The 19,576-nt window shown below is 64.2% G+C and carries 21 protein-coding genes; 12 read left to right on the top strand and 9 right to left on the bottom strand.

What is annotated here, in order from left to right; translation table 11 throughout:
- Positions 1-415 precede the first annotated feature (415 nt).
- The 6 genes from infA to rplQ all read left to right on the top strand — a co-directional run bounded on the left by infA (position 416) and on the right by rplQ (position 3,543).
- Positions 416-637: a translation initiation factor IF-1 gene (gene infA, locus IG171_RS10685; RefSeq protein ID WP_025777906.1), complete on the top strand. Its 222-nt coding sequence runs from the start codon at positions 416-418 to the stop codon at positions 635-637.
- 60 nt (positions 638-697) lie between these two features.
- Positions 698-811: a 50S ribosomal protein L36 gene (gene rpmJ, locus IG171_RS10680; protein ID WP_212127440.1), complete on the top strand. Its 114-nt coding sequence runs from the start codon at positions 698-700 to the stop codon at positions 809-811.
- Positions 812-1,021: 210 nt separating this feature from the next.
- Complete coding sequence (gene rpsM / locus IG171_RS10675; RefSeq protein WP_025777905.1) at positions 1,022-1,390, top strand: 30S ribosomal protein S13; 369 nt, start codon at positions 1,022-1,024, stop codon at positions 1,388-1,390.
- A gap of 52 nt (positions 1,391-1,442) precedes the next feature.
- Complete coding sequence (gene rpsK / locus IG171_RS10670; RefSeq protein ID WP_212127439.1) at positions 1,443-1,847, top strand: 30S ribosomal protein S11; 405 nt, start codon at positions 1,443-1,445, stop codon at positions 1,845-1,847.
- A gap of 152 nt (positions 1,848-1,999) precedes the next feature.
- Entirely contained in the window at positions 2,000-2,998 is a 999-nt protein-coding gene (locus tag IG171_RS10665) for a DNA-directed RNA polymerase subunit alpha (RefSeq protein ID WP_212127438.1), read from the top strand.
- Between the two features lie 23 nt (positions 2,999-3,021).
- Positions 3,022-3,543, top strand: a complete 522-nt coding sequence (gene rplQ / locus IG171_RS10660; protein WP_212127437.1) for a 50S ribosomal protein L17 — start codon at positions 3,022-3,024, stop codon at positions 3,541-3,543.
- 227 nt (positions 3,544-3,770) lie between these two features.
- Here the strand turns inward: rplQ and IG171_RS10655 are convergent, their stop codons facing one another.
- The 3 genes from IG171_RS10655 to purU all read right to left on the bottom strand — a co-directional run bounded on the left by IG171_RS10655 (position 3,771) and on the right by purU (position 7,893).
- Positions 3,771-5,081, bottom strand: coding sequence for an ISL3 family transposase (locus tag IG171_RS10655; protein ID WP_212127363.1), 1,311 nt, complete (start codon positions 5,079-5,081; stop codon positions 3,771-3,773).
- Between the two features lie 290 nt (positions 5,082-5,371).
- Positions 5,372-6,892, bottom strand: a complete 1,521-nt coding sequence (gene putP, locus IG171_RS10650) for a sodium/proline symporter PutP (protein WP_212127436.1) — start codon at positions 6,890-6,892, stop codon at positions 5,372-5,374.
- Between the two features lie 149 nt (positions 6,893-7,041).
- Positions 7,042-7,893, bottom strand: coding sequence for a formyltetrahydrofolate deformylase (purU, locus tag IG171_RS10645; RefSeq protein ID WP_212127435.1), 852 nt, complete (start codon positions 7,891-7,893; stop codon positions 7,042-7,044).
- A gap of 168 nt (positions 7,894-8,061) precedes the next feature.
- Between purU and glyA the strand changes: the two genes are divergently transcribed.
- Both glyA and IG171_RS10635 read left to right on the top strand, forming a co-directional pair.
- A complete protein-coding gene (gene glyA, locus IG171_RS10640; protein ID WP_283091823.1) occupies positions 8,062-9,336 on the top strand; it encodes a serine hydroxymethyltransferase in 1,275 nt (424 codons plus the stop codon).
- Positions 9,336-10,220, top strand: a complete 885-nt coding sequence (locus IG171_RS10635; protein WP_212127434.1) for a bifunctional methylenetetrahydrofolate dehydrogenase/methenyltetrahydrofolate cyclohydrolase — start codon at positions 9,336-9,338, stop codon at positions 10,218-10,220. The genes glyA and IG171_RS10635 overlap by 1 nt, the downstream gene beginning before the upstream one ends.
- A gap of 136 nt (positions 10,221-10,356) precedes the next feature.
- Here IG171_RS10635 and IG171_RS10630 read toward each other — a convergent pair whose 3' ends face one another.
- Complete coding sequence (locus IG171_RS10630; protein WP_212127433.1) at positions 10,357-10,845, bottom strand: GNAT family N-acetyltransferase; 489 nt, start codon at positions 10,843-10,845, stop codon at positions 10,357-10,359.
- A 142-nt stretch (positions 10,846-10,987) separates the two neighbouring features.
- Here IG171_RS10630 and IG171_RS10625 point away from each other — a divergent pair, with 142 nt between their 5' ends.
- From IG171_RS10625 to IG171_RS10615, 3 genes are all read left to right on the top strand, one after another.
- The gene (locus IG171_RS10625; RefSeq protein WP_249203621.1) at positions 10,988-11,746 is read left to right on the top strand and encodes an exodeoxyribonuclease III; all 759 of its coding nucleotides are present in this window, start codon (positions 10,988-10,990) and stop codon (positions 11,744-11,746) included.
- Positions 11,747-11,844: 98 nt separating this feature from the next.
- On the top strand, positions 11,845-12,843 hold the full coding sequence (trpS, locus tag IG171_RS10620; RefSeq protein WP_212127431.1) for a tryptophan--tRNA ligase: 999 nt from the start codon (positions 11,845-11,847) through the stop codon (positions 12,841-12,843).
- Between the two features lie 2 nt (positions 12,844-12,845).
- Positions 12,846-13,895: a phosphatase domain-containing protein gene (locus IG171_RS10615; protein ID WP_212127430.1), complete on the top strand. Its 1,050-nt coding sequence runs from the start codon at positions 12,846-12,848 to the stop codon at positions 13,893-13,895.
- A 68-nt stretch (positions 13,896-13,963) separates the two neighbouring features.
- Here IG171_RS10615 and IG171_RS10610 read toward each other — a convergent pair whose 3' ends face one another.
- The 5 genes from IG171_RS10610 to IG171_RS10590 form a co-directional block, all read right to left on the bottom strand.
- On the bottom strand, positions 13,964-14,935 hold the full coding sequence (locus IG171_RS10610; protein WP_249203619.1) for a nitronate monooxygenase family protein: 972 nt from the start codon (positions 14,933-14,935) through the stop codon (positions 13,964-13,966).
- A gap of 143 nt (positions 14,936-15,078) precedes the next feature.
- Positions 15,079-15,855, bottom strand: coding sequence for an enoyl-CoA hydratase (locus tag IG171_RS10605; protein WP_212127428.1), 777 nt, complete (start codon positions 15,853-15,855; stop codon positions 15,079-15,081).
- Positions 15,852-16,907 (bottom strand): enoyl-CoA hydratase/isomerase family protein, encoded by a 1,056-nt coding sequence (locus IG171_RS10600; protein ID WP_212127427.1) that lies wholly within the window; start codon positions 16,905-16,907, stop codon positions 15,852-15,854. The genes IG171_RS10605 and IG171_RS10600 overlap by 4 nt, the downstream gene beginning before the upstream one ends.
- A 1-nt stretch (position 16,908) precedes the next feature.
- Positions 16,909-18,075: an acyl-CoA dehydrogenase family protein gene (locus tag IG171_RS10595; protein WP_212127426.1), complete on the bottom strand. Its 1,167-nt coding sequence runs from the start codon at positions 18,073-18,075 to the stop codon at positions 16,909-16,911.
- A 124-nt stretch (positions 18,076-18,199) separates the two neighbouring features.
- Positions 18,200-18,715, bottom strand: coding sequence for a MarR family transcriptional regulator (locus IG171_RS10590; RefSeq protein WP_212127425.1), 516 nt, complete (start codon positions 18,713-18,715; stop codon positions 18,200-18,202).
- Positions 18,716-18,767: 52 nt separating this feature from the next.
- Between IG171_RS10590 and IG171_RS10585 the strand changes: the two genes are divergently transcribed.
- Positions 18,768-19,442, top strand: coding sequence for an SOS response-associated peptidase (locus tag IG171_RS10585; protein ID WP_249203617.1), 675 nt, complete (start codon positions 18,768-18,770; stop codon positions 19,440-19,442).
- The last annotated feature ends 134 nt before the right edge of the window (positions 19,443-19,576 follow it).

Below are 19,576 nucleotides of genomic sequence, written 5' to 3'. Positions count from 1 at the left end.
CTCATTCTCCTCTACTGGTCTCTTCGACGGATCGCGGCTGGCGAACCCGTCTCCCGCGAAGGCGGGAGCCACTCGAATCACGCTAACAGCCGCGTCCCGGGCAGTGAGGCGGAGGTGACTTCGACGGTCATGTGGCGGGCCCGGCCCGCGGCAGCGTCGTCCGCGGGTGGGATTGTAAGGGACTTCACGCCGGGAAGCGAGGACCATGTGGAAGATTCTTCGCCCGTGGTGTAGGGTTGATGATTGGTCTGTTCTCACTCAACTCACCCTTTTTCAGATGTGGGCGGCTTCTGCCATCCACTTCTTTTCATGTGGTGACGAGGACTGCAGTCCGAGGGGTCACCGACATTGAGCCGGTGATACACGATTACGTCGAACGCGAAGGTATCGCGGGAATACGAGGTTAGCGAACGATATGGCCAAAAAAGAAGGGGTCATTGAGATCGAAGGCACCGTTGTCGAGGCTCTGCCGAACGCATCGTTTCGGGTGGAGCTGAGCAATGGGCACAAGGTGCTGGCGCATATCTCCGGAAAGATGCGTCAGCATTACATCCGCATTCTTCCCGAAGACCGGGTCGTTGTGGAGCTGTCTCCCTACGATCTCTCGCGCGGACGAATCGTTTACCGCTACAAGTAAGGATCTTCGATCATTCGCGTCTTGCCCTCAGCGGGGCAGGGACCGAAAGAAGGAAAAACGATGAAGGTTAAGCCCAGCGTCAAGAAGATCTGCGAGAGTTGCCAGATCACCCGCCGTCACGGCCGGGTCATCGTCATCTGCTCCAACCCGCGCCACAAGCAGCGCCAGGGTTGAGCAGCTCTTCGAGCAGATCGGAGCTCCGCCGAGGAGCTTCAGCAGCACCACACCCGCGCAAACCTCGCCATCTGCGTCAGCACGCCTGAGAAGTGAGAGCTTCCGGGACACGGACGCGGGACGATACCTCCGGTCGGGGGCCGGAGACCTTGGGAGACCAGGGACAGGTTTGCATCAGCACCTCCGAGACAACAACAGGAGACAGTACCCATGGCACGACTTGCCGGAGTCGACATTCCACGTGAAAAGCGCGTGGAAGTCGCCTTGACTTACATCTATGGTGTGGGCCGCACCCGTGCGCGCCAGACCCTGACCGAAACGGGAATCAGCCCTGATACCCGTGTGAAGGACTTGAGCGACGCAGAGCTCGTCCAGCTGCGTGACTACATCGAGGGCACATTCCAGGTTGAGGGTGACCTCCGTCGTGAGGTGGCCGCCGATATTCGCCGCAAGGTCGAGATCGGAAGCTATGAGGGCCTGCGTCACCGCCGCGGTCTGCCGGTTCGCGGTCAGCGGACCAAGACGAATGCGCGCACCCGCAAGGGACCCAAGCGCACCGTGGCCGGTAAGAAGAAGTAACACGCTCACCCGGTTGATCAGCATCAACCACCTCGATCAGGAGTAGGAACATATGCCTCCCAAGTCACGCGCCGCTACAGTGCGCAAGCCTCGCCGCAAGCTGAAGAAGAATATCGTCGCCGGCCAGGCTCATATCAAATCAACCTTCAACAACACCATCGTGTCGATCACCGACCCGTCCGGTGCTGTCATCTCCTGGGCCTCCTCAGGTGAGATCGGCTTCAAGGGTTCGCGCAAGTCGACCCCGTACGCCGCGCAGATGGCTGCGGAATCGGCCGCTCGTCGGGCACAGGAGCACGGCCTGAAGAAGGTCGACGTGTTCGTCAAGGGACCCGGCTCGGGCCGTGAGACCGCGATCCGTTCGCTGCAGGCCGCCGGCCTGGAACTGGGCACCATCCAGGATGTCACCCCGGTTCCGTTCAACGGCTGCCGTCCTCCCAAGCGCCGCCGCGGCTGATCCTTCCGTGGAACTGCAACGGATGACGGGTACGAGCCCGCCATCGGTCGCAGAACGGATTCCCAGATAACCCGAACCGTTCTTCATGGCCTTGAGGCCATGACGTGCAGTGCGAACGTCATATAGCGGATGTTCGCTGAAAGGAAGCCCACGTGCTCATTGCACAGCGCCCAACGCTCACGGAAGAAGTCGTCTCCGATAACCGCTCACGGTTCGCCATCGAACCGCTCGAGCCCGGGTTCGGCTACACCCTCGGCAACTCGCTTCGCCGAACCCTGCTGTCCTCGATCCCCGGTGCCGCCGTCACGTCCATCCGGATCGACGGAGTCCTCCACGAGTTCAGCACCGTGCCGGGAGTCAAGGAGGATGTCACCGAGTTCATCCTCAACCTGAAGTCCCTGGTCGTATCGTCCGAATTCGACGAACCGGTCGTTGCCTACCTGCGCAAGCAGGGGCCCGGCACCGTGACCGCTGCCGATGTCTCTGCTCCTGCCGGGGTCGAGATCCACAATCCGGACCTGCACATCGCCACGCTGAATGGTGAGGGTCGTCTGGACATGGAACTGACCATCGAACGCGGACGCGGATACGTTTCGAGCGCTCAGAACAAGAACGCGGATGCAGAGATCGGCCGGATCCCGGTCGATTCGATCTACTCTCCGGTTCTCAAGGTCACCTACAAGGTCGAAGCCACGCGTGTCGAACAGCGCACCGACTTCGATCGTCTGGTCCTCGACGTCGAAACCAAGCCCTCGATGACCCCGCGCGATGCCATCGCATCTGCGGGTAAGACCCTGGTCGAGCTCTTCGGCCTGGCTCGAGAGCTCAACGTCGAAGCTGAAGGCATCGAGATCGGACCCTCGCCTGTGGACGCGGCTCTGGCCGCCGACCTGGCGCTGGCGATCGAGGATCTCGACCTGACCGTGCGCTCCTACAACTGCCTCAAGCGCGAAGGCATCCACACCGTCGGTGAGCTCGTTGCTCGCAGCGAGGCCGACCTCATGGATATCCGCAACTTCGGTTCGAAGTCGATCGACGAGGTCAAGGCGAAGCTCAACGAGCTGGGCCTGAGCCTCAAGGACAGTCCTGCCGGATTCGATTCCGGTCTCGTTGATGAGGACCAGTCCTACGTCGAAGACGAACAGTACTGATTAAGACCTAGGAGTAACTGACAATGCCAACCCCAACCAAGGGCCCGCGCCTCGGCGGATCGCCCACACACGAGCGCCTCATGCTCAACAACATGGCTGCCCAGCTGTTCGAGCACAAGCAGATCAAAACGACCGTGACCAAGGCCAAGCGCCTGCGCCCGGTGGCCGAGCGGATGATCACGAACGCGAAGAAGGGTGATCTGGCCTCACGTCGCCGCGTGCTCGCCCAGATCTCCGACAAGTCGGTCGTGCACGAGCTCTTCACCTCGATCGCGGAGACCATGGCCGAGCGTCCCGGTGGCTACACCCGGATCACCAAGATCGGTCCTCGCCCCGGCGACAACGCCCCCATGGCCGTCATCGAACTGGTCCTCGAGCCCTACTCGCCGAAGCAGGCGACGGTGAAGGAAGCCGAACAGGCGACCGCTGCCGCCTCTCCGGCCGCAGACGAGGCTCCGACCGAGACCGAAGCCGCAGACGAAGCCGCTGTCGAGGCCGAGTCTGAGACCGCTGAAGAGTCCACGGAGGCCGCCGAGGAGAAGTGACCTCCCGGCGGCTGCTGCTCCGCGTGATGGAGCAGGCGCCGAACACTTCGGGCGGGCATCCACTCCGGATGCCCGCCCGAAGTGTATTCACCGCGGGGATGACCGGAGCTGGGCCGAAGCAGTCGTCGGTGCCCGGGGGCGCCCGCACTGAGGCCTGCGGCCAGGGGCACGATTGCCGGCTGCGGCTCCAGTTCGGAAGGATGAGACACGGTTGCAGCTATACGGGCTCATCGTAATTGAGAGTGTAGAACCGGTCTGAAGCCACCGGACTCGAGCAGACACCTGGCGATGTAGTGGGTGATGTTACGGAACCCCAAAGCAGACCCGCGCAGATGTTCAAGCCTGCCGTTGATCGCTTCAGTCGGACCATTGGACGTTCCCGGTCGGGTGAAGAACGCCAGCACATCGGCAGCTCGGCGCTTCAGAGTCCGTCCCAACCGTTTGAGCTCGACCAGCTCTGTCGGCAGATTCGTCGTCAGTGCGTCGATGACCGTTCTCAAGAGCTTCTTGCCCTCGTTGCGGTCGGCGGTTCGGTAGGCGTTGACTATGTCTTGGTAAACAGCCCAGGTGACTTCGACTTCGGTGAAACTCGAATCGGCGAACAGGCCTGCGATCCTCTCCTGCTGCTTGGTCGTGAGCAGATCAGCGCCTGTGTGCAGAGTCCTCCTCGCTCGATACAAGGGGTCTTTCGCTCGTCCACGATGACCAGTGGTCTCCTGCTGAATACGACGACGAACATCATCGAGAGCATCACCGGCGAGCTTGACGACATGGAAGGGGTCCATGACTTCGACCGCATCGGGCAGTTCCTCGACCGAGGCTGTTTTGAAGCCGGAGAATCCGTCCATCGCGACGACGTCGATGCCATCACGCCAGTCCTTCGGACGGGCTTTCAACCACTGCTTGAACACCTGCTTCGACCGTCCGGGCATCATGTCGAGCAGACGTGCTGGGCCTGTTGCCTGGCTGATCGGGGTGAGGTCGATGATGACGGTGACGTACTTGTCGCCACGCCGAGTGTGCCGCCATACGTGCTCGTCGACACCAATGACGCTGACCCCGTCGAAACGCGTCGGGTCGTTGATCAACAACCGCTTACCTTCAGCGAGGATTGCGGAGTTCGCGGTGTGCCAGGACACGGCGAGTTTGCGTGCGATCACGGACACGGTGTCGTGGTCGATGACGAGGGCACGCAGCGCCCAGTCGAGGCCGGTTCGAGAGATCTTCGCTCGTGGGGGCGCCGCAGCAGTGGTGTCTTGACGCCATACGCGGTCGCACTCGACGCATTTGTAGCGGCGGAGGCGAATATGAAGCGTGGTCGGTCGGTGGCCGAAGGGTTCGTGGGCGAGACGGCGGACGACGGTATCGCGAACGATCCCGTGGCCACCACACCGTCGGCACCAGTCATCGGCAGTGTTAGGCCGGCATTCCAGGATGGCTTTGTGTCCGGTGATGTGTTGGCCGGTGCAGGTGAGGTCGAGGGTGTCGAGTCGGCAGAATGTCGTGAGGTCAGGGGTTGAGAAAGTAGGCTTGGCCACGTCGAGGTCTTTCGGATGGGTTGTGTGAGAACTTCCATCATCGGAAGACCTCGACATCTATCCGGGTAGCGACTCGCCGTGTCCTGGAATCACCGTTCTACACTCTCGTTTACGATGAGCCGCTATACGTCCCACCAGCGAGGCGACCGCTCGTGTCACCCCGCCGCCTCAGCTTGGAATCAGCTCAGTGGTCGCACGTCCGAGACTGCGCGGCACCCCGCACCGCAGGAACGGTGCGGGGTGCCGCGAACTGTGGGTCGAGGGCGCCGCTGTCGGATTGCGGGGCTCGATCACCGGACTCGGGACAGGGCGACGGACTCGTCGAACTCCCGGTCGGCCTCCTCGTCGTGCTTGTAGGTGAAGCGACTGACGACGACGGCCACGATGAGGTTGACGGCGAAGCCGGGGATGATCTCGTAGATCTGGTCCGTCATCGGAATGCTCACCTGACCCCACACGAATGCCACGATCGCACCGGAGAGCAGACCGAACAGTGCGCCCCAGTTGCTCAGGCGCTTCCAGAACAGGGTCAGCAGCACGATCGGACCGAACGAGGCGCCGAAACCGGCCCAGGCGAACGCCACGAGATCGAGGATGCTGTTCGACGGCGAGATCGCCAGCACCACCGCGATGATGGCGATGACGAGCACGCCGAGGCGGCCGAGCAGAACATAGGTCTTGTCCTTGAGCGTGCGCTTGGACCCGGAACGCAGCGCCACGATCTTGAACAGATCCTCGATCAGGGCCGAGGACGTGACGACGAGCTGCGAGGAGATCGTCGACATGATCGCTGCCAGGACTGCCGCGAGCACGAGGCCGGCGATGAACGGGTGGAACAGGATCTGGGCGAGATCGAGGAAGACCGTCTCGGAGTCGGCGGGTTCCATATCCGCGTGCTGGGAGAAGTACGAGATGCCCACGATGGCCGTGGCGACGGCGCCGAGCGCGGAGATGCCCATCCAGCCGACGCCGATCCTTCGGGCGAGACTGGCATCGGCCGGGGTCCGCAGCGCCATGAACCGGACGATGATATGGGGCTGGCCGAAGTACCCCAGCCCCCACGCCAGAGACGAGATCACGGTCAAGTAGGCACCGCTGGCCCAGAAGGGTTCGCTGCCGAGGAGGCTGAGGAGACCGGGATCGATGTGCGAGACGTTGTCGATCACGGTCGCCGGGCCGCCGGCGTTGATGACGGCGACGATCGGTACGGCGATGAGGGCGGCGAACATCAGCAGGCCCTGGGCGACATCGGTCAGCGTCGCGCCCAGGAAGCCGCCGAAGAGCGTGTAGACCATGGTGATGGCGGCGACGAGGAGCATTCCGCCGAGGTAGTTGAGGCCGAAGCTGGATTCGAAGAACTTGCCGGCCGCGACCATTCCCGACGACACGTAGAACGTGAAGAACACGAGGATGATGACTCCGCAGACGATGCGCAGCAGCCGGGAACGGTCCTTGAGGCGCTGTTCGAAGAAGCTGGGGATCGTGATCGAGTCACCGGCCGTCTCCGTGAACGCGCGCAGGCGCGGGGCCACCAACTTCCAATTGACCCAGGCCCCGGCGGTCAGGCCGATCGCGATCCACGCTTCGATGAGCCCGGACAGATAGATGGCACCGGGCAGGCCCATGAGCAGCCATCCCGACATATCGGAGGCACCGGCGCTCAGCGCCGCCACACTCGGGCGCAGTCCACGCCCGGCGAGCATATAGTCGTCCAGGCTGTTCTTCGTCTTGCGGTAGGCGAACCAACCGATGGCCAGCATCCCGGCGAAGTACAGGATGATCGCAATTGTCCGGAAAGTGGTTTCCGTCATTCGAGCTCAGCTCCTTCAATCGGACGTGGCGACCCTACAGCAGATGAGTTGCCGGGTGTGAATTCCCTGGGCGCCGGCTCGGCGTGAGCCCTCCGCGATCGCGCACGCATCGCAGTGTGAGACCAGATCGAGTTCGGATCAGCCGAAGATCAGTTGAAGACGACGGTGCGGTGTCCGTCCATGAGCACCCGACCCTCCGCATGCCAGGCCACGGCTCTGGCCAGAACCGCGGCTTCGACGTCCTGTCCGCGCTGAACGAAGTCCGCGATCGCCCGATTGTGGTCGACCCGGGCGACATCCTGTTCGATGATCGGACCCTCGTCGAGGTCGCTGGTGACGTAGTGAGCGGTGGCGCCGATGATCTTCACACCGCGGGCATGGGCCTGATGATAGGGCTTGGCCCCCTTGAAGCTGGGCAGGAACGAATGGTGGATGTTGATGACCCGGCCTTCGAGCCGGTCGCACAGCTCGGGCGAGAGGATCTGCATATAGCGGGCCAGCACGATGAGCTCGACGTCGAGCTCATCGACGAGGGCGGACAGCCTCGCCTCGGCGGCGGCTTTCGTGTCCCGGGTGATCGGGATGTGGTGGAAGGAATGACCGTGGAACTCGGCCAGGGGCGCCAGGGAGTCATGGTTGCCGGCGACTCCGACGATGTCGATGGGCAGCTGACCGGACGACTGCTGGAACAGCAGCGTGTTGAGGCAGTGCGCGGCCTTGGACACGAGGATGAGTGTGCGAGTCCTCTTCTCCGCCGGCTGCAGACTCACGGTCATCGCGAAACGATCGGCCGCCTCGGCGAGCTCGGATTCGAGGGTCTGGGCCGAGATCGCCTCGGAAGTGGAGAACTGCAGGCGGAGGAAGAACTGATGGGAGTCGGGGGAGGAGAACTGCTGCGATTCGGTGATGTTGCCCCCGAGCCCTGCGAGCACTCCCGTGACGGCATGGACGATGCCGGTCGCATCGGGACAGGTGACTCTCAGGATCCATTCTGTGCTCATGGGCTCGATCCTAATCGTCCTGGCCCTGGATCGCGCACTCGGTTCGGCATCCGGAAGACGGTCTGGCCACGGGGTCCGTGAGGTTCGCTGTTAGCATGGTCTGCGGGTGTTCGCGGCGGTTGATCACGCTGTTTCACCCACCACATCGGATGCCACAGGAGAGTACTCATGACCGAAACCTCGATGCAGGCCTCGCTTGCCGACATCGATCCGCAGATCGCCGAGGTCCTCGACCTCGAGCTGGGCCGTCAGCGTTCGACGCTCGAGATGATCGCCTCGGAGAACTTCGTCCCGCGTGCCGTGCTGGAAGCACAGGGCTCGGTGCTGACGAACAAGTATGCCGAGGGCTATCCCGGCAAGCGCTACTACGGCGGGTGCGAACACGTCGATGTCGCCGAGAACCTCGCCATCGAGCGAGCCAAGAGCCTCTTCGGTGCCGAATACGCCAATGTGCAGCCCCACTCGGGAGCCTCGGCCAACGCTGCGGTCATGCACGCGCTTGCCCGGCATGGGGACAAACTGCTCGGACTGTCCCTGGCCCACGGCGGACACCTCACCCACGGGATGAAGATCAACTTCTCCGGCCGCCTCTACGATGTGGCCTCCTACGAGGTCGACCCCGACACCTACCGCATCGACATGGACAAGGTGCGTGAGAAGGCGCTCGAGCACCGTCCTCAGGTCATCGTCGCCGGTTGGTCGGCCTACCCCCGCCAGCTGGACTTCCAGGCCTTCCGCGAGATCGCCGACGAGGTCGGCGCGAAGCTGTGGGTCGACATGGCTCACTTCGCCGGACTCGTCGCCGCCGATCTGCACCCGAACCCCGTGCCCTTCGCCGACGTCGTCTCCTCCACCGTTCACAAGACGATCGGCGGACCCCGCTCCGGATTCATCCTCGGCAAGGAGGAGCTCGCGAAGAAGCTGAACTCCGCCGTCTTCCCCGGCCAGCAGGGCGGACCGCTCATGCACGTCGTGGCGGCCAAGGCCGTGGCCTTCAAGCTCGCCGCCGCCGCCGAGTTCAAGGAACGCCAGGAGCGGACCGTGCGCGGCGCGCAGATCCTCGCCGAGCGTCTGCTGGGCGAGGACGTCGCTGAGGCCGGAGCCACCGTTCTGACCGGAGGCACGGATGTGCACCTGGTGCTCGTCGACCTGCGCAACTCGGCCCTGGACGGACAGCAGGCCGAAGACCTCCTCCACTCCGTGGGCATCACGGTCAACCGCAATGCCGTGCCGTTCGACCCGCGACCGCCGATGGTCACCTCGGGCCTGCGCATCGGCACCCCCGCCCTGGCCACCCGCGGTTTCGGGGACAAGGAGTTCGCCGAGGTCGCCGACGTCATCGCCGAAGCGCTCAAGCCCGGTGCCGATGTCGAGGCGCTGGCCGCCCGGGTGAAGAGGCTCAGCGACGGCTTCCCCCTCTACGAGGGCCTGGAACAGTACTGATGAGCGCACAGATTCTCGACGGCAGAGCCTGCGCGAAGCAGATCAAAGCCGAACTGACCGAAGCGGTGGCCGAGCTCGGGAAGGCCGGGACCGTTCCCGGCCTCGGCACCGTTCTGGTGGGGGAGGACCCGGGATCGAAATGGTATGTCGCCGGCAAGCACCGCGACTGCGCCGAGGTGGGCATCCACTCGATCCGGCGTGATCTGCCGGAGACGGTGACGCAGGACGAGCTGTTGGCCGTCATCGACGAGCTCAACGAGGACGACGCCTGCACCGGTTACATCGTCCAGCTGCCGCTGCCGGCCCATATCGACACCGACACCATCCTCGAGGCCATCGATCCGGCCAAGGACGCCGACGGTCTGCATCCGACGAACCTCGGCCGGCTGGTGCTCAACGTCAACTCCGAGATCACCACACCGCTGCCGTGCACACCGCGCGGAGTCATCGAGCTGATGACGCGCAACGGGATCGATCTCAACGGCAAACACGTCGTGGTGATCGGCCGCGGCGTGACCGTGGGGCGGTCGATCGGGGCGCTGCTGACCCGGCGTGAGCACAATGCCACGGTGACGCTGACCCACACCGGCACCCGCAACCTCGACGAACTGCTGGCCCAGGCCGATGTCATCGTCGCGGCCGCCGGTTCTGCCGGGATCGTCACGGCCGAAGCCGTCAAGCCCGGAGCGATCGTCCTCGACGTGGGAGTCTCCCGTGAGACCGATCCGGAGACGGGCAAGTCGAAGATCGTCGGCGATGTGGATCCGGCCGTCGCCGAGGTGGCCGCCTGGGTCTCGCCGAATCCCGGCGGAGTGGGCCCGATGACTCGGGCCCTGCTGCTCAAGAACGTCGTCGACACCGCCGTGAGAGCCGCCCGAGACTGAGCATTCGCTGCGTCGGCACCGTTCGCCGCGCCCACGACGGCGAACCCGAACACTGTGCCGAACGATTCAGGGCCCCGAACGCGAGTTCGGGGCCCTGAATCATGACCGGTGTCTGCCGGGGGTTCTTCCGTCTGGACTACTCTTCGGCCAGTTTGAGTTCGAAGAACACCCGCGGGTCTCCCACACCGGCATAGTCTTCGATGAGTTCGCCGCTGAAGCCGAGCGAGGAGTGGAACGAGATCGCACCCGAGGACTCCGGCTTCGTCGTCGCTTGCACCGAAGCCACGCCGAGTTCGCGCGCACGGTCGATGAAGTGCTGATAGAGGTGGCGACCGATGCCCTGATGCCGGAAATCGGAGCGGGCGGCCACCAGGTGGATGTAGGCCGGTCCGTCATGCGGAATCACGCCCAGCAGATAGCCGACGATCTCTGAGCGGTAGCGAGCCACCAGCCCGGAGGTCACGAACTGACGGAACCAATAGGCATCGTGGTCCCTGCTGAGGTCGCGGTCACCCCAAAAATTCTTCTGTGCTCCCAGCAGGAACTCTCGCATCTCGCGGGCGTCGACTTCATCGAGCGGACTGATGCTCAGCTGCTCGATGTCGATCGGCTCGTCAACGGCCATTGCGCCTCCTGAAATATTCGTACTTTCCCTCACTCTATAACGCCCAGTCCCTGAAGAGTAGTGCGCCCATGTCATCATAGGTCACATGATTCGGATTGCTTCAGTCAACGTCAACGGAGTCCGCGCAGCATGGAGAAAGGGGATGCCCACCTGGGTCGATGCCGCGAAACCGGACTTCATCACCCTTCAGGAGGTGCGTGCCGCCAACGACATCGCCCTCGGCGTTCTCGAGGACACCGGCTACACCACGGTCAGCCATGACGCGGAGGCGAAGGGGCGAGCGGGCGTGGCCGTGATGGCCCGGTCCGAACCCGAGTCCGTGCGGGAGGGCCTCGGCGAGGACGGCTATTTCGATCGGGCCGGACGCTGGCTGGAAACGGACTACCGCCTCGGCGACGGATCGCTGCTGACCCTCGTATCCGCCTATGTCCATTCCGGTGAGGTCGACACCCCGAAACAGGACGACAAGTACCGGTTCCTCGACCGCATGACCAAACGGATGCCGCAGTTGGCGCAGAGCGCTGATCACGTGCTCGTCACCGGTGACCTCAATGTCTGCCACACCGAACGGGATCTGAAGAACTGGAAGGCCAACAGGAAGAAGGCCGGGTTCCTGCCCGAGGAACGCGCCTACTTCGACGGCTTCTTCGGTGAGGTCGGCTATGTCGATGTCCATCGAAGGCTCAGCGGCGATGTCGACGGCCCCTACACCTGGTGGTCGATGCGGGGCAAGGCCTTCGACAACGACACCGGCTGGCGAATCGACTACCAGATGGCCACTCCGGCGCTGGCCGAAGCCGCGGTCAAGGCCAGTGTGGACAAGGCGGACAGCTGGGCCGAGCGGTGGTCGGATCACGCGCCGCTGGTCATCGACTACGATCTGTCGTCCGTCTCTGCCTGAACCCGCACGGAGTCTCAACCGAACACACGCGATGATTGCGGGCACCGGGCAAGGGGGCGAATACCAGCGCAGGGACGCGAGGATGGCATCATAGGACTATGACGAACTCTTCACTGCCGCGCACGGTCTCCGGTATCCAAGCCACCTCCGATTCTCTCCATCTCGGCAACTACATCGGCGCGCTGCAGCAGTTTGTGACGCATCAGGAATCCCACGATGCCTTCTACTTCATCGCGAACATGCACGCGATCACCGTCGAGCAGGACCCCGCCGATCTGCGCGAGCGAACGCTGCGGACGGCTGCGCAGTTCATCGCCGCGGGTCTCGACCCGGAGAAGTCGACGATCTTCGTCCAGTCCCAGGTGCCGGCTCACCCGCAGCTGTCCTGGGTGCTCGAGTGCACCACGTCGATGGGTGAGGCGAGCCGGATGACGCAGTTCAAGGACAAATCGTCCAAACAGCAGCACGTGTCTCTGGGCCTGCTCACCTATCCGGCGCTCATGGCCGCCGACATCCTGCTGTACAACCCGCAGCTCGTGCCTGTCGGTGAGGACCAGCGTCAGCATCTCGAACTCACCCGCAACCTCGCGGAACGCTTCAACTATCGTTTCGGTGAGACCTTCGTCGTCCCCGAGGCGCAGATCCTCAAGGCCACCGCGAAGATCTTCGACCTGCAGAATCCGGGCGCGAAGATGTCGAAGTCGCAGCCGAGCCCGCTGGGCCGCATCGACATCCTCGACGATGCGAAGACGCTGACGAAGAAGATCAAGTCCGCAGTCACCGACGACGGCACAGAGATCGCCTACGACCCCGAGGCCAAGCCCGGTGTGTCGAACCTGCTGACGATCTACTCCTCGCTGACCTCCCGATCCATCGATGAGATCGTCGCCGAGTACCAGGGCAAGATGTACGGACACCTCAAGGTCGACCTCGCCGAGGTGGCCGTCGGAACCCTCAACCCGGTGCGCGAGCGCGTGCTGGAGCTGCTCGAGGACCGGGCCGAGCTGCAGGCTATCCTCGATCGCGGTGCCGAAAAGGCCGGCGAGATCGCCGACGCGACCCTGCGCGAGGTCTACGACAAGATCGGCTTCATCTGATCGTGATGGGCAAGAAGCCGGAGGACGGGCCGCTCAACCTCACACCGGACATGCTCCACACCGCAGCACGGGTGGAGGACCGGTTCAACGAGTGGATCCAGAACCGGGCCACCGACCACAGCTACCAGCGCACGGTCATCGCCTATGACACGTACGGGGGCACCGGCTGGGTGCGTGTGCTCGGGCGTCTGGTGCTCACGCCCAGCGGTCAGCCGGCGGCCGATGTCCATGCGAGCATCCGCGGGTGGAAGTCCTTCGTCAATGTGCCTCTGCCCAATGACACGGCGTGGGTGCGGGTCAACGACGAAGAGCACATGGTCACCTCGGATCGCGGCGGCATCATCGACACAGTGATCCCGGGCGACTTCGAGCCGGGCCAGACGGAGATCGAACTGTGGACCGACGGATCGCTGGTCGACTCCGCGGCGGTGCGCATCATCGGGGAGGATTCGACCTTCGGCATCATCTCCGACATCGACGACACGGTCATGGTGACCTCGCTGCCCCGGCCCTTCCTGGCCGCGTGGAACACCTTCGTGCTCAGCGAGCATGCCCGCTCGCCGGTCGCGGGCATGGCGGTCCTCTACGACCGGATCACCTTCATGCGACCGGCGACGCCGATGATCTATCTGTCGACCGGAGCGTGGAACTCGGCGCTGACGATCAAGCGCTTCCTCTCCCGCAATCTCTACCCGATGGGCCCTCTGCTGCTGACGGACTGGGGGCCGACGACGACGCGAGTCTTCCGCTCGGGCAAGGAGCACAAACGCAATACGCTCGAGCGCCTGTCCCGGGAGTTCCCGTGGATGAAGTGGCTGCTCATCGGCGATGACGGGCAGAAGGACGAGGAGGTCTACGGGGAGTTCGTCGAGAACCACCCGGAGAACGTCGCCGCCGTGGCCATCCGGCAGCTCACCGTCGGCGAGGCAGTGTGGGCAGGAGGCCGGTCGAAGCGCCACGGCCGGGGTCAGGGCGTGCCGTGGATCTATGCTCCCGATGGGGCGGGGCTGGCCTCACGCCTGACCGAACGCGGAATCATCTCGACCATCTGAGCCGCCCCGGCGTCGATGAGCCCGGCTGCCCACTGCCGGGCAGTCGGGCCCATCGCGGGCAGTCGGGCTCAGACCAGATGTGCCGACAGCCGCTGCTTCGCCGCATCGAACTGGACGGCGAGGGCGTCGACGAGTTCCGCGGTCGACTGCTGCGTGCCCAGCGCCCCGATGCCCTGACCCGAGCCCCAGATGTCGCGCCAGGCCTTCGCCTCCGAATTCGGGTCGGAGCCGAAGTCCATCTTCGACGGATCGGCCTCGGGCAGATTGTCCGGGTCGAGGCCCGAGGCGATGATCGAGCCGCGCAGATAGTTGCCCTTGACGCCGGTGAAGTAGCTCGAGTAGACGACGTCCTCGGCGCCCGACTCGACGACCATCCGACGGTAGTCGTCGACGACATTGGCCTCATTCGTCGACAGGAAGGCCGAACCGATGTAGGCGAAGTCGGCACCCGCGGCCAGGGCGGCCAGGACCGACCGGCCGTGGGCGATGGCGCCGGAGAGCAGCAGAGGACCGTCGAACCAGGCTCGGATCTCCTGCACGAGTGCGAACGGCGACTGCGCTCCGGCATGTCCCCCGGCTCCCGCGGCCACGGCGATGACGCCATCGGCGCCCTTCTCGATCGCCTTGTGGGCGAACCGGTTGTTGATGACGTCGTGGAGGACGATTCCGCCGTATGAGTGGACGGCCTCGTTGACCTCCTCACGGGCCCCCAGGGAGGTGATGACGATCGGCACCTGGTGGCGGACCACCTCGGCGAGGTCGGCCTCGAGGCGATTGTTCGAACGATGGACGATGAGGTTGACCGCGAACGGGGCGGCCGGCCGCTCGGGATTGGCCGAAGTGAATGCGGCGTTGGATTCGGCGATCTCGTCGAGCCAATCGGTCAGCATTGAGGCCGGTCGGGCATTGAGGCTGGGGAAGGAGCCGACGACTCCCGCCTGGCACTGGGCCTTGACGAGCTCAGGCCCCGAGGCGATGAACATGGGGGAGCCGAAGACGGGCAGGCGCAGTTGGGAGAGCAGGTCGGAAAGAGAGTTCACGGTGCCTCCTTGGGTAGATGAATGCATGCCCCCCACTTTAACCGAACGTTTGATAAATGCGATATCGGCCACAGTCGCCCGAAGACGACCATGGCGCAGACCCCGAAGAGGGGACTGCGCCATGGATCGGGCCGGGGCCGCGGTCAGGAATCCGAGAAGTTCGGGTCCCGCTTCTCGACGAAGGCGGCCATGCCTTCGGACTGGTCGTTCGTGGCCAGCGTGGAGTGGAAGAGGCGGCGTTCGTAGCGCAGCCCCTGCTCGAGAGTCGTCTCGAAAGCCGTGTTGACGGCTTCCTTGACCATCGCCGAGGCGATCCGGGACTTGCCGGCGATCGTCTGCGCGATCTCGTTGGCCGTGACGAGCAGCTGCTCGGGTTCGACGATCCGGGCGACGAGACCCGAGCGTTCGGCCTCCTCGGCGTCCATCATCCGGCCGGTCAGGCACATGTCCATGGACTTCGCCTTGCCGATGGCGCGGGTCAGCCGCTGCGATCCGCCCATGCCCGGCAGCACGCCGAGGTTGATCTCGGGCTGACCGAACTTCGCCTTCGTCGAGGCGATGAGGATATCGCCCATCATCGCGAGCTCGCAGCCCCCGCCCAAGGCGAAGCCGCCGACGGCGGTGATGATCGGTTTGCGCACATCGGTCAGTCGCGACCAGCCGGCGAACCAGTCGGCCTTGTACGCAGTGGCGAAGTCGAGGTTCGACATCTCCTTGATGTCGGCACCGGCGGCGAAGGCCTTGTCGCTGCCGGTGATGATGATCGCCTTGACCTCGTCATCGGCGTCGAACGCGGCGGCCGCATCGGTGATGTCGGTGAGCACCTGCAGGTTGAGCGCGTTGAGCGCCTTCGGCCTGTTGATGGTGATCGTGGCGACGCCGGAGTCGACATCGGTGAGGATGGTTTCGTATTCGCTCATGAGAACACCTTCTCTTCGTGGTCGGTCGTGAGGATGGTCTCGACGGTTTCGTCGCTGACCTCGGCCAGGGTCGCCGGGCTCCACTGCGGGTTGCGGTCCTTGTCGATGACCTGAGCGCGGATGCCCTCCTTGAGGTCGGGCCGTTCGGTGAGTGCGACCGCGACGCGGTAGTCCTGTTCGAGGACTTCGGCCAGGGTCATGCCTGCGGCCTTGCGCAGCGCGGCCAGGGTCACCTTCACCGAGGTGGGGGCCTTGCTCCGAATGACCTCGGCGGCGGCCTGGGCATCGGGGCTCTCGTGTGCGGCGAGGGCTGCGACGATGTCCTCGGCGCTGTCGCCGACATAGCATTCATCGATCCAGTCGGCCGCCTCGGCGAGCTCATTGGCGGGCGCTTCGGCGGCATACCTGTCGAGGACGGTGTCGAGGTCCTGCCCGGCGGTCAGATCGGCGATGAGATCGGGGATCTGCGCATCGGCCACGAAGCGGTCGGCGAGTCCGAGGGCGATCGCGGCACCGGCGCCGACGGGCTGTCCCGTCAGTGCGAGATGGGTGCCGAGCTCGCCGGGGGAGTTGGCCAGCAGGTGCGTGCCACCGACGTCGGGGAACAGGCCGATCCCGGTCTCCGGCATGCCCACCTTCGTCGATTCCGTGGCGATGCGGTGCGAACCGTGGCCGGAGATGCCGACGCCACCGCCCATGGTGATGCCGTTCATGATGACGACATAGGGCTTGGGGAATTCGGAGATCGCGAAGTTCATCTTGTACTCGCGGTTCCAGAACTTCGCGTTCTCGTCGCTGCCGGCCACGATGTCGTTGTACACGGCCTTGATATCGCCGCCCGCGCACAGGCCGCGCTCTCCACGGCCGGTGACGAGGACGAGGGAGACCGAATCGTCATCGCGCCAGGCGCTCAGGGCATCATCGATGGCGCCCACCATGTCCTGGCTGAGCGCATTGATCAGCTTCGGTCTGTTGAGTTCGATTCGGCCCACCCCGTTGGAAACCGAGGTGATGACGGAGTCGTCCGCCGGTTGTGCCGAAGTATCTGCCATATCAGCCCACTCCTGTGCTCTTGCGCGAGATGATCACGCGCATGATTTCGTTGGTGCCTTCCAGAATCTGGTGGACTCGCAGGTCACGAACCAGCTTCTCAATTCCATACTCTGTCAGATATCCGTATCCGCCGTGCAATTGGAGGGCCCGATTCGCGACGTCGAAACCGGTGTCGGTCGCCTTGAGCTTGGCCATCGCGGACAGGAGCGAGGTGTTGGGATCGCCGGAGTCGTAGGCGTTCGCGGCCCGCCACAGGAGGGAGCGAGCACCTTCGAGGTCGGCCTGCATCTGTGCGACTTCGAAGCGCAGAGCCTGGAATCCGGCGAGTTCGGTGCCGAATGCCTGACGCTCGCCCATATAGGAGACGGCCTTCTCCAGCGCCGCCTGCCCGCCGCCGAGCGAGCAGGCGCCGATGTTGAGACGGCCGCCGTCGAGGCCGGACATAGCGATCTTGAATCCCTGGCCCGGCTCGCCGAGGAGGTTCTCCTTGGGCACGCGCACGTTCTCCATGATCACCTGCCGGGTCGGCTGAGCGCGCCAGCCCATCTTCTGTTCGTTCGGGCCGAAGCTCAGGCCCTCCATGCCCTTCTCGAGGATGAAGGCGGAGATCCCCCGTGCGCCGTCCTGGCCCGAACGGGCCATGACGAGGTAGGTCTCCGAGGAACCGGCACCGGAGATGAACTGCTTGACCCCGTTGAGGACATAGGAGTCTCCGTCCTCTCTGGCCGAGGTCCGCAGCGCAGCGGCATCGGACCCGGCGTTGGGCTCGGTCAGGCAGTAGCTGCCGAGGTGCTCCATCGCGACGAGCGGGGCGAGGTACTTGGTCTTCTGTTCGGCGTCTCCGAACTTGTCGATCATCCACGCGACCATATTGTGGATGGAGATGTAGGAAGCCACGGAGGGGCATGCGGTCGACATCGCTTCGAAGATCAGCGCCGCATCCATCCGGCCCATGCCGGTTCCGCCGGCCTCTTCGCTCACGTAGATGCCGCCCATGCCGAGGTCGGCGGTCTTCTTGATCACGTCGACGGGGAAGTGGTGCTCGGCGTCCCATTCGAGTGCATGAGGGGCGATTTCGGTATCGGCGAACTCACGGACCATTCCGGAGACGGTCTGCTGTTCGTCGGTGAGTCCGAAGGGCAGGGCAGCTGCTGTGCTGCGGGACATGGTTCCTCCAGTGATCGGACGTGAATAGGGTGACCGACTCCACAATACGTCCGGAATACTTGGACGTCCAACTAATTTCTGCGGCGGCAGGCCCGAGGCGGATCGGATGGAGGCCGTTGCCGATTCAGCTCCGGTCTTCGAGTCCCGAGCGCAGGCTTTCGAGGTGGGGCAGGAGGGAGCCGAGATCGGTTTCGGAGAAGTCGGGTGAGGTGAAGACCTCGGCGTTGAGTGCGGTCGTGGCCTCGGCCGCGAGCTCACGTCCTGCCTCGGTGAGGTCGACGAGAGTGGTTCGGCGGTCGTCCGGATGGCTGCGCCGGGCGACGAGGCCGGCCTTTTCGAGGCGGTCGACGGAATTCGTCGTCGATGTCGCATGAACCTGCAGCCGGGCGGAGATCTTCGACATCGGCAAGGTGCCCGAACGAGTGAATGACAGCAGGGTGAGGACTTCGTAGCGGGAGAAGGTGAGGGCGAAGGGCTTGAGCGCTGCGTCCACGCGGGCGAGGAAGAGCTGGTGGATCCTCATCACCGAGATCACCGTGGTCATGCCATCGGCTGCTTCGTCCCAGCCATGGGCCAGCCACTGCCGCCGGGACTCCTCGATCGGGTCGAATCTGGTCGCTGTATTCTCTTCTGCCGCCATTGTCGACAGTGTAGTGAAATGAGAAGATGGGCGCATGTGCGGTCGACTCAATATGTCTCTCGACCCGGCGGATCTCGCCGACGAGCTACGGCTGGACGTCGTGTCCTACGACTTCGTGCCGCGCTTCAACGTGCCGCCTGGGTCTTTCGTGCCGATCGTCGTCGAACGCTTCGATGACGAGGGGCAGCTGCACCGGCGACTCGAAACCGCATCTTGGGGCCTGGTCCCCGCGTGGGCCAAGGACGTCAAGATCGGGTTCAAGGCATTCAACGCTCGCTCGGAGACCGTGCTCGACAAGCCGATGTTCCGGCAGGCGATCAGACGGCGACGCTGTGCACTGCCGATCCCGGGCTATTACGAATGGGAGACCACCGAGGACGGCAAACAGCCGTGGATGATGAGCGCTGCCGGCGATGATCCTCTGTTCATGGCCGGACTCTTCGAGTTCTGGAAGCAGCCGGATGCCACCTGGTTGGTCTCGACGACGATTCTGACCATGGAATCGGCCGGACACCTCAGCGATGTCCATCACCGGATGCCGGTCTTCCTCGGACGCGACCGCATCGATGACTGGATCGATCCGGCAGTGCTCAGCAACGATGTCCCTGACCTGCTGAGTTCGACGCTGGCTCACGTGGATCCGGCCAGTGTGACCCGGCACCGGGTCGGCAGAGCTGTGGGCAATGTGCGCAATGATTCCCCGGAACTCGTGGAGCCGGTCGCCTGAAGATGCGCACGGGACCTTCGCCGAGGCGGGCCGGAGCCCGTATTCGAGCCGGGTCTGCGGGGTGGGTGGGCGTGCGATCGGGTGCGTTTTGCGCACAGGTGTCGAGGTGTGTATTGTTGACCGGGTTGCCGAGC

The organism is Brevibacterium sp. SMBL_HHYL_HB1 (assembly GCF_018208375.1).
Lineage (GTDB): Bacteria > Actinomycetota > Actinomycetes > Actinomycetales > Brevibacteriaceae > Brevibacterium > Brevibacterium intestinavium.
This window is presented reverse-complemented; position numbering and strand designations above follow the sequence as displayed.